Raw genomic sequence first — 8,854 nt, 5'->3', positions numbered from 1 at the left:
CTACCTCAGCCCCGTGCAGTTCGAGGCACAACACGCCCGGCAGACGGTCAAAGCCGCCGCCTGATCCTGTCCACCCCAAGGGGCGCACTCCACATGGGGGCCCTTTTTCCACGCCGGTTCACACGTATGGTAGCAGAGGTCCATCGCGTATCGCCTGATCGGTTGGTTCTGGCTGAGGGGATCAGCACCGATGCTTTCGCCGTGCGTGCGGGAGTGACCCGATCCCGGGTTACCCGGTCTGCGCGCCTCGCCCATCGCGCGCCGCCACCATTGCCGCGATCTGGAGGATCGGAGCCGGTCAAGCCGACAGCCAATCGACTGCAGCAGCCAGCACCGGCCGCACACACGATCAAGTCGTCGTAGCCGCCGCCATTGGTGTCGTCAGCCGCTTCCGTCAGCGCAGCTTCGGGTTCACGGCGGTGATCAGCCAATCACCCAGTATGTTGATCGACAGGACCAGGACCACCAGGGTCAAGCCCGGCATCATTGCGATCCACCATTCGCCCGACAACAGGTAGTTGCGCCCGTTCTCGACGAGCGTCCCCAGCGAAGGCTGATCCGGCGGCATGCCGACGCCGAGGAACGACAGCGTCGCCTCCTGCAGCATGGCCACGCCGAGATCCACCGTTGCGATGACGAAAATCGGGCTCGCGACATTCGGGAGGATGTGGCGGATGGCGACATAGGCTGGCGATCGACCGATCAGGGCGGCAGCATTCACATAGTCCTTAGTGCGTTCGATCAGGACGCAGGCCCGGACCGTGCGGGCGAAGCGAACCCAGTTCGCCGCCGCGATCGCGAAGATGACGACGAAAAGCGCGACCTCTGCATGAACCGCCTGGGGCATGAAGCTACGCGCCAGCCCGTCGATGATCAGGGCCACCAGAATGGCAGGAAAGCTGAGTTGGACGTCGGCAGCCCGCATGATCAGCCCGTCCAGCCATCGAGGGCCGAGCCCGGCCAGCAGCCCGAGGCCCACCCCGGCTACAAGAGCGAGGCCGACAGCGGACAGCCCGACGAACAATGAGGTCCGCAACCCGAACAGGATTGCGGAGAGCATGTCCCGCCCATGCGCATCCGTCCCGAGGAGGTAGGCGGCCTGTCCCGCATCCTCCCACACCGGAGGCGTAAAGGCATCGAGCAGCTCTATGTTCAGGGAATCCGTCAGGTCGTAGGGCGCGATCCAGGGTGCCAGCGCGCCGGCTGCAAGCAGCCCGACGGCCGCGACGGTTGCCGCCACGACAAGCGGCGACCGGAAGAAAGCCGCCAGCAGGTCACCGCTCGGCGACTGCCACCAGGTCCATAGCGCCGCCCAACTCCGGCGCGTCGGAAGCTGCCGCCCCGATGCGCTCATCGCGCCGTCCCGGGACCTGCCCCGCGGCGGATGCGCGGATCGAGGGCCAGATAGAGCAGATCCACGACGAGGTTCACGACGACAAAGAACAGCCCCACCAGCATGAGATAGGCGGCCATCACCGGGATATCGACGGTACGCACCGCGTTGATGAACAGGAAGCCCACACCCGGCCACTGGAAAACGCTCTCGGTGATGATCGCGAAGGCCGTGAGCGAGCCGATCTGGAGCCCGGCGACCGTGATGACCGGCACCGAGGTGTTCCGCAGCACATGGGAGAACAGCAGGCTGCCCTCCCGCAATCCGCGGGCGCGGGCGAAGCGGATGAAATCGGCGCGCAGCACGTCCATTGCCTCCGCCCGCACCAGCCGGACGAGGAAGCCCAGCTGGAACAGGCTCAGCGTGATCGCCGGCAGTACGATCGAGCGCAGCCCGCTCGCCGTCAGCAGCCCAGTCGTCCACCAGGCGCCCAGCCGGACCGTCTCGCCGCGCCCGAAGCTCGGAAAAAGGCCGAACCTGATACTGAGCCAGTAGATCAGCAGGACGCCGAGGAAGAAGCTCGGCAGGGAAATTCCCACGAGCGAGAAGCCCATGAAAGCCTTGGACAGCAGGCTCCGTGGGTAACGCGCTGCGTAAAGACCCATCGGCAGTCCGAAGCCGATTGCGATCACGGTCGCGACGAAGGCCAGTTCGAGGGTCGCCGGCAGTCGCGTGGCGATCACCTCCACCACGGGGCGCGAAAGCTGGTACGAGATGCCGAATTCGCCGCGCAGCGCGTTGCCAATGAAATGGCCAAACTGCACGATCAGCGGCGCATTCAGGCCAAGCTGCTCGCGCACAATCTCGCGCTCCCCGGCCGTGGCCTCCTGGCCCAACAGGAACGTCAGCGGATCGCCGGCGAAGCGAAAGAGAACGAAGGCCAGCAGCGCGACGACGAGCATCACCCCGACCGCCTGGGGCAGGCGGCCAAGCAGGAAGCCGATCACCGGCGGTTACCCATGCCGGATCAACGTCCGGCCATGACGACGTGCGGCAGGAAGACACGACCATCGGGACGCAGCTTGACCGTAATGCCGCTGCGCGTCGCCCACAGGATCGGCGGCTCGTAGAGCGGGATCAGCGGCATGTCGGCCTGCACGATCGCGAAGGCGGCGCGCAGCAATGCGAGATGGCGCTGCGGATTGGTCTCCTGGCGGGCCTGCGTCACCTCGGCGTCCAGGGCGGGGTTGCAATAGCCGCCGGAATTGAAGCTTCCGGGGCGCTGCGCTTCAGCGCAGGACAGCAGGTCGTAAAGCGTGTTGCCACCCGCCCAGCCATTGTTGCCCCAGCTCATGTAGTAGAAACTCGTCTCACGGCCGAAGACGCGCGGCGCCCAGCGAGCGGGAGGCTGCGCGTTGAGCTCGACGCGAATGCCGATGCGCGCAAGCAGCGAGACAAGCGCCTCGCACATCTCCCGGTCGCCGACCTCGCGCCCGTTCGGGCAATCGAGCGTCATCTGGAAGCCGTCTCCGACGCCGGCTTCACGCATCAGCGCGCGGGCGCGATTGAGATCGAAGACCGGCCGCCTCGCGTCGGGATCAAAGCCGGAGACGCCGTTCGGGACGATCATCGCGGCTGGTGCCGCGAAGCCCCGGAAGACGACGCGGTTCACGCCGTCCATGTTGATCGCACGTGCGATCGCCTCGCGGACGCGGCGATCGCGGAAGGGATTGGTGATCTCCGTCCCGCCCGAGGCGATGCGCTCGCGATGCACATCGACCCCGAGATAGACGACGCGCGCCTCGTGGCCCGCCACCAGTTGCGTGCCGGGCCCGCTGCGTAGCCGCTCGGCATCCTGCACTGGCACCGGCGCGATCATGTCGAGTTCGCCCGACAGCAGCCCCGCCACCCGCGTCGCTGGCGAGGCGACAGGCGTGAGCACGGCGCGCTGGACATTGCCGCGCCATTCCGACCAACCCCACCAGGCCGGGTTGCGGCGCAGCGTCAGCCGGATGCCCGGTTCCCAGTTCTCGACGGCGTAGGGTCCGGTGCCATTGGCGTTGTTGACCGCATGGTTCGTCTCGTTCGGGCCAACCCCGGCCGGCTCGATGGCGTTGTTCTCCAGCGCCCAGCTTCGCGACATGATCATCAGTGTATTGAGCTGGTTGATCAGCACCGGGTCGGGCGTGTGCGACACCAGATCGACGGTGAAGTCGTCCACTTTCTCGACGGCGACGAGATTGCGCAGCACGTTGCGGCCCAGCGATTTGGGGTTGCGCATGCGCTCAACTGAAAACACGACGTCGTCGGCGGTAAAGGGTTGCCCGCCCTGAAAGGTGACACCGCGACGTAGATGGAAGCGCCATCGCGTCGGCTCGACCTGTTCCCAGCGTTCGGCAAGCCGCGCATAGAAGCCGCGATCGGGTTCGAAATCGACCAGCGTGTCGTAGATGTTGGCCGTGATGGCGAGGGACAGCGCATCCCAGTTGCGCATGGAATCGAGGGAGCTCGTGTCGCGCTGGAGCGCGAGCCGCAGTTCCTGCGCACGGGCGGCGTGCGGGGCCGAGGCGATCCCAACCAGGGCCGTGACGACCAGGGCAATACGAAGTCGACTATCCTTCATATCTACGCCTCCACTTGCATCATCCTGCGCATGCAGCCCGATCTGCCGCCCGCGACGTGCGCCCGACCATCGGCGCGCGAGCAGTCAGCACATCAGCGCTGTGTCACGCCATAGACCTTCGTTGCTGCATCACCCGAGATCCTGCGGTCGGAGAGGTCGGCCGCAACCGCCGCCGGATCGCGGGCTGCAACCGGCCCGAAGCCGCCACCACCCGGCGTCTGCACGCTGACGACGCCACCCCGCGGCACCTTCAGCGTAACCTTCGAAGGCAGTTCACGCGCCTCGCCCTCCGGGTCGAAAATATAACGTGCGCAGGCACCATCATGCCCGCCATCGAGACCCCATGGCGCAAACTTGCGTCCGTCGGACAGGATCGAGAAGGAACACTCCTGGTCCGGAAACCAGAAGTCACGCCGCATGCCGAGGCCGCCGCGGAACCGCCCGGCCCCGCCGCTGTCCGGAATCAGCTCGTAACGCCGGATCATCACCGGATAGTTCAGCTCCAATTCCTCGATCGGTGCGTTCTCGGTGTTCTGCATCTCGGCCTGGACACCGTCATGACCGTCCTTGCGCGGGCGGGCACCATCGTCGCCGCCGACGGTCTCCATGTAGCAGTAGTATTCTGCAAGCTTCGGGTTCCAGCCGGCGAAACCGAGATTGACCACCAGCGACTTGCCCGCCGCGGGCAGCCGGTCCGGCAGTGCGGGATGCAGGGCGAGCATGATGCCGGAGACGACGCGGTACATCGTCTCGAAGGCACCGACGACGGCGCCGGGCGGCTCGGCCGTCAGCACCGTGCGGTTGGGGCCGGCGACCTGCACGCGGTCGAGGAAGCCCGAGTTGTTGGGCACGCGCGGATCGGCGAGGCAGCGCAGGATATGCGTCAATGACCGCCTGGTCTGCATCCGCGTCGCGTTCATCGGGCCGGTAACCTGCGCACTCGACCCCGTGACGTCGAGCGTCGCCGTGCCATCCGCGATGATGACGGCGAGATTCAGGCGGATCGGGTCGTCGGTGACGCCGTCATCGTCGCGGAACACCTCGGCGCGAAAGGTGCCCTGCGGCAGGGCGCGGATTTCGCTATCCACCCAGCGTCCGGTATATGCAATGAGTTCATCGGCGAAGTGCTGCAGCAACCCGAGGGAATGCTCCTTCGCCAGTTCGCCGAGCCGTCGCGCCGCGACGGCATTCGCGGAAAGCTGTGCGCGCAGGTCACCCAGCACCTCGCGGCGCGGCCGCACATTGGCGAGCAACAGGTTCATCACATTGTTGTCGATGGCGCCCGCCGAGGCGATCCGGGTCGGAGGAATGATCACGCCTTCCTGGAACAGCTCGGTATTGACCCCGAGGCTCGCGGGAGAGGCGCCGCCGACATCGACGTGGTGGGCCATGTTGCCGACGAAGCCGGCAAGTTCATCGCCGATGAAGACCGGCGCAAAGCAGGTGATGTCGTTGAGATGGTTCGACCCTCGATAAGGATCGTTCACCAGAAAGGCGTCGCCAGGGCGCATCGTGTCGAGGCCCAGTTCCCGCACCGAGAGCGGCACCGCCGTCGCCATGCTCACCAGGTGCCCCGGCTGGCCTGACTGGGCTACGACGCGGAGGTTGCGATCCATGATGGAGCAGGAGAAATCGCCACGCGTCTTGACGTTGGTCGAATAGGCCGTGCGCCGCAGCGTAACTGCCATTTCGTCGGTCAGCGTCATATAGGCGTTGCGCAGCACCTCGAAGGTGATTGGGTCGAGGTCGGGCGCCTGCACATGGGCCGCGAGGCCGCCGAGGTCGCTGTCGGATGTCCGGCGCACCAGGCTCATGGTTCAGTGTGCCCCCAGCTCGATGATGAGGTTGCCGCCCGGATCGACCGTCGCGCGCGCATCCGGCGGCAGCAACGTGGTCGTGTCCATCTGCTCGATCACCGCTGGACCAGCGATGACATTGCCGGCGAGTAGCCGGGTGCGATCGTAGACCGGACAAGCCACGAGATGCGGTGCGCCATGCAGCCGAACGCGCCTCTCGGATTTGATCGCATCCGTCGCATCGATGCCGCCCTTTGCCAGCGGCCGCAGGGTGGGACGTTCGATCTCACCCTGCGAGGTGAGGCGGAGCGCCATCAGCATGGTCGGCTCGCCCTCGCTCGCGAAGCCATAGGCCGCCTTGTGCGCTTCGTGGAAGCGCTGTGCCAGGCCGGCGAGTACGTCCCCCGTTACAGGCCCGTCCGGCAGCGGGATGCGGAGCTGGAAGGCTTGCCCAGCATAGCACATCTCGGCGATGCGCCACATGCGCATACGGTCGCGCGACACTGCCTGTTCCGCGAGGAGTTGTTCGCCTAGCGCCTGGAGTTCGGTGAAGATCGCATCGATCCCAGCGGGATCGGCGCTCTCGGCTCGCACCATGGTGTTGCGGACGAGATCGTGGCGGAGATCCGTCGCGAGCAGGCCTAGTGCGGAGGTCAGCCCGGGCGCTGTCGGGATCAGCACCTTGCTCATGCCGGCGCGGCGCGCGATAGCCGCCGCGTGCAGCGGTCCGCCGCCACCGCAGGCGACCAGGATGAAGCCGCGGGGGTCGATGCCGCGCCGCACAGTGACCATGTGCAGCGCACCGGCCATGCGCGCCACCGCGATCTCGACGATGGCCAGCGCTGCCTCCTCGACAGTTGCGCCGAGCGGGCGGGCGATCCGCTCCTCAATGGCGCGACGTGCGCGGGCGAGGTCGAGCGACTTCTCCCCGCCGAGGAAGAAGTCGGGATTGAGCCGGCCGAGGACGAGGTTGGCATCGACGATCGTCGGCTCCTCGCCGCCCTGGTTGTAGCAGGCCGGGCCGGGATCCGCGCCGGCACTCTCCGGCCCTACGCCGAGTGCACCGCCGGGATCAATCGCAGCGATGCTGCCCCCGCCGGCGCCGATCTCAACCATCTCGACGCTTGGCGTGCGGACAGGATAGCCGCGGCCGCGTCCGGCCGTATCGCTCGCCACCGCCATGGCGCCGACCTCGAACTGTTCAGTCACGCGCGGCGTGCCGTTGGTCACCAGCGCGACCTTGGCCGTGGTGCCGCCCATGTCGAAGACGACGCTGTTCGGATAGCCGGCGCGCTGAGCGACATAGGCGGCACCGAGCGCCATCGCCGCCGGTCCGGATTCGATGAGTTGCACCGGGAACCGCGCCGCCACGGGAGCCGACATGACGCCGCCCGAGGACGTCATTAGATGCACGCCCACCGCCGCGCCGCGCTGCGCGAGCGCCTCTGTCAGGCGCCCGACATAGGAGCCGACATGCGGCAGCAGCAGCGCATTCACCACCGCAGTGCTGGTGCGCTGATACTCACGGTACTCCGGACAGACACCGGAGGAGGTCACGACTGCGAGGTCCGGCAGGACAGCGCGGATCGCCGCGGCGGCCGCGTTCTCGTTCACCGGGAAGCGGTAGGAATGCAGGAAGGCGATAACGACGACCTCGACGCCCGCCTGTTGCAGCGCCCGCGCAGCGGCGACGCAGGCGTCGGTGTCGAGGGCGATGAGTTCGGCACCATCCGGGCCGATTCGCTCCGGCACGCCGACCGTCCAGCGGCGCGGCACCAGCGGGCGCGGCTTCTCATACATCAGATCGAAAAGATCGGGTCGCGTCTGATAGGCGATCTCGAGGACGTCGGAAAAACCTTCCGAGGTGATCAGCCCGACGCGGGCGCCACGGCCCTCGATGATCGTGTTCGTCGCGACCGTGGTCCCGTGACCGACGAAGGCGATATCACCCGCGGCGATGCCGTGGCGGCTGAGCGCCTTGTCGAGACCATCCAGGAAGCCGGCGGCGGGATCCTTCGGCACGCTCGGCACCTTCGCCAGGCGCAGATCGCCGGTCTGCTGATCGACGACGACGACATCGGTGAAGGTACCGCCAATGTCGATGCCGATCCGGTAGCGACCGGCGCGGCCATGCGGTGTGGTCATGACGGTATCGTTCACCTCAGTCCCTTCCACCAGGTTCAAGGTGAACGATGTAGCGGTAGCGTTGCGGGTGATACCAGGCATAGCCCACCACGACCGGGCGGCCGCCCTCGGCAAAGAAAGTGCGCACCACACGCAGCACCGCCGAACGGCGCGGCAGATCCAGCCACCTGGCGAGTTGCGCGTCCACCAGCGCGGGCTCGACCGATTGCTGTCCGCCCAGGATCCGCTGAGGAATAACGTCGCGCACGATCTGGATCATGGGGCGATTATCCGAAAGCGCTTCAGGCGTCAGTCGGTCGCCGATCGCTTCAGGCACAAAGACCGTCGCATAGGCAAAGACGCCCTCGGCTGCCTCATACAGCCAGTCTGCGCGCAGAGCCCGCTCGCCCCTGCCAATGGCTAAAGTGCTGGCAATATCGGGAGGCGGCACGACCTTCCGCAGGGAGAGCATGGTGCGGTGAAGGCCTGATGCCGGCGGCGCCAGCATCTCATCCATGGATCCCACGAGGCGGATGGACTTCGCCACGGCAGCATTCGGCGCGACGAACGTGCCGACACCTCGCCGACGGATGATGAACCCGTCTTGGATCAACCCGTCCAGCGCCTTTGTGACCGTGATCCGGCTGACACCGAACTGCTCGCACATCTGCGCCTCAGTCGGCAGCGCCTGGTTCGGCGCATAGGTGCCGGCCGCGATCCGTTCCTTCAGGTCACGCCGAATACGAGCATAGAGCGGGATGGGATCTGACATCGGGTCCGCCTGCTGCGACAAGAGAACGTTGCAGGTTATCATGTTGACATGTCAACATGATAACGTCGCGTATCGTCGAGCAATCCTTAGAGCCCATCCGGAAAGGAATTGAATCGGCTGAATCGGATGTGATTCGCTGATCCTGCGGACGATTCGTGGGGCGGATGATGGTGTGGACGGTAGAGCATCGGCGTGCGGCGGATCGA

At 66.4% G+C, this 8,854-nt stretch carries 6 protein-coding genes; all 6 read right to left on the bottom strand.

Annotated elements, in window-relative coordinates:
* Positions 1-394: 394 nt before the first annotated feature.
* The 6 genes from AAFN86_RS29370 to AAFN86_RS29345 all read right to left on the bottom strand — a co-directional run bounded on the left by AAFN86_RS29370 (position 395) and on the right by AAFN86_RS29345 (position 8,648).
* On the bottom strand, positions 395-1,354 hold the full coding sequence (locus tag AAFN86_RS29370; RefSeq protein ID WP_347547273.1) for an ABC transporter permease: 960 nt from the start codon (positions 1,352-1,354) through the stop codon (positions 395-397).
* A complete protein-coding gene (locus AAFN86_RS29365; RefSeq protein WP_347547272.1) occupies positions 1,351-2,340 on the bottom strand; it encodes an ABC transporter permease in 990 nt (329 codons plus the stop codon). Before AAFN86_RS29365 ends, AAFN86_RS29370 begins: the two co-directional genes overlap by 4 nt.
* A 20-nt stretch (positions 2,341-2,360) precedes the next feature.
* Positions 2,361-3,956, bottom strand: coding sequence for an ABC transporter substrate-binding protein (locus AAFN86_RS29360; RefSeq protein ID WP_347547270.1), 1,596 nt, complete (start codon positions 3,954-3,956; stop codon positions 2,361-2,363).
* Positions 3,957-4,048: 92 nt separating this feature from the next.
* Positions 4,049-5,770, bottom strand: coding sequence for a hydantoinase B/oxoprolinase family protein (locus AAFN86_RS29355; protein WP_347547269.1), 1,722 nt, complete (start codon positions 5,768-5,770; stop codon positions 4,049-4,051).
* 3 nt (positions 5,771-5,773) lie between these two features.
* Positions 5,774-7,912 (bottom strand): hydantoinase/oxoprolinase family protein, encoded by a 2,139-nt coding sequence (locus AAFN86_RS29350; protein ID WP_347547267.1) that lies wholly within the window; start codon positions 7,910-7,912, stop codon positions 5,774-5,776.
* Position 7,913: 1 nt separating this feature from the next.
* Positions 7,914-8,648, bottom strand: a complete 735-nt coding sequence (locus AAFN86_RS29345; protein WP_347547266.1) for a GntR family transcriptional regulator — start codon at positions 8,646-8,648, stop codon at positions 7,914-7,916.
* Positions 8,649-8,854: the final 206 nt, after the last annotated feature.

Origin of the sequence: Roseomonas sp. CAU 1739 (assembly GCF_039839775.1) — a bacterium.
Classification (GTDB): domain Bacteria; phylum Pseudomonadota; class Alphaproteobacteria; order Acetobacterales; family Acetobacteraceae; genus Neoroseomonas.
Note: the sequence above shows the minus strand (reverse complement) of the source record. Positions and strands in the feature narration are given on the sequence as shown.

Excerpts from the sequence above, each read along its gene's own strand:
- AAFN86_RS29355 (WP_347547269.1), bottom strand. The coding sequence starts at position 5,770 with ATGAGCCTGGTGCGCCGGACATCCGACAGCGACCTCGGCGGCCTCGCG.
- AAFN86_RS29345 (WP_347547266.1), bottom strand. The coding sequence starts at position 8,648 with ATGTCAGATCCCATCCCGCTCTATGCTCGTATTCGGCGTGACCTGAAG.
- AAFN86_RS29370 (WP_347547273.1), bottom strand. The coding sequence starts at position 1,354 with ATGAGCGCATCGGGGCGGCAGCTTCCGACGCGCCGGAGTTGGGCGGCG.
- AAFN86_RS29360 (WP_347547270.1), bottom strand. The coding sequence starts at position 3,956 with ATGAAGGATAGTCGACTTCGTATTGCCCTGGTCGTCACGGCCCTGGTT.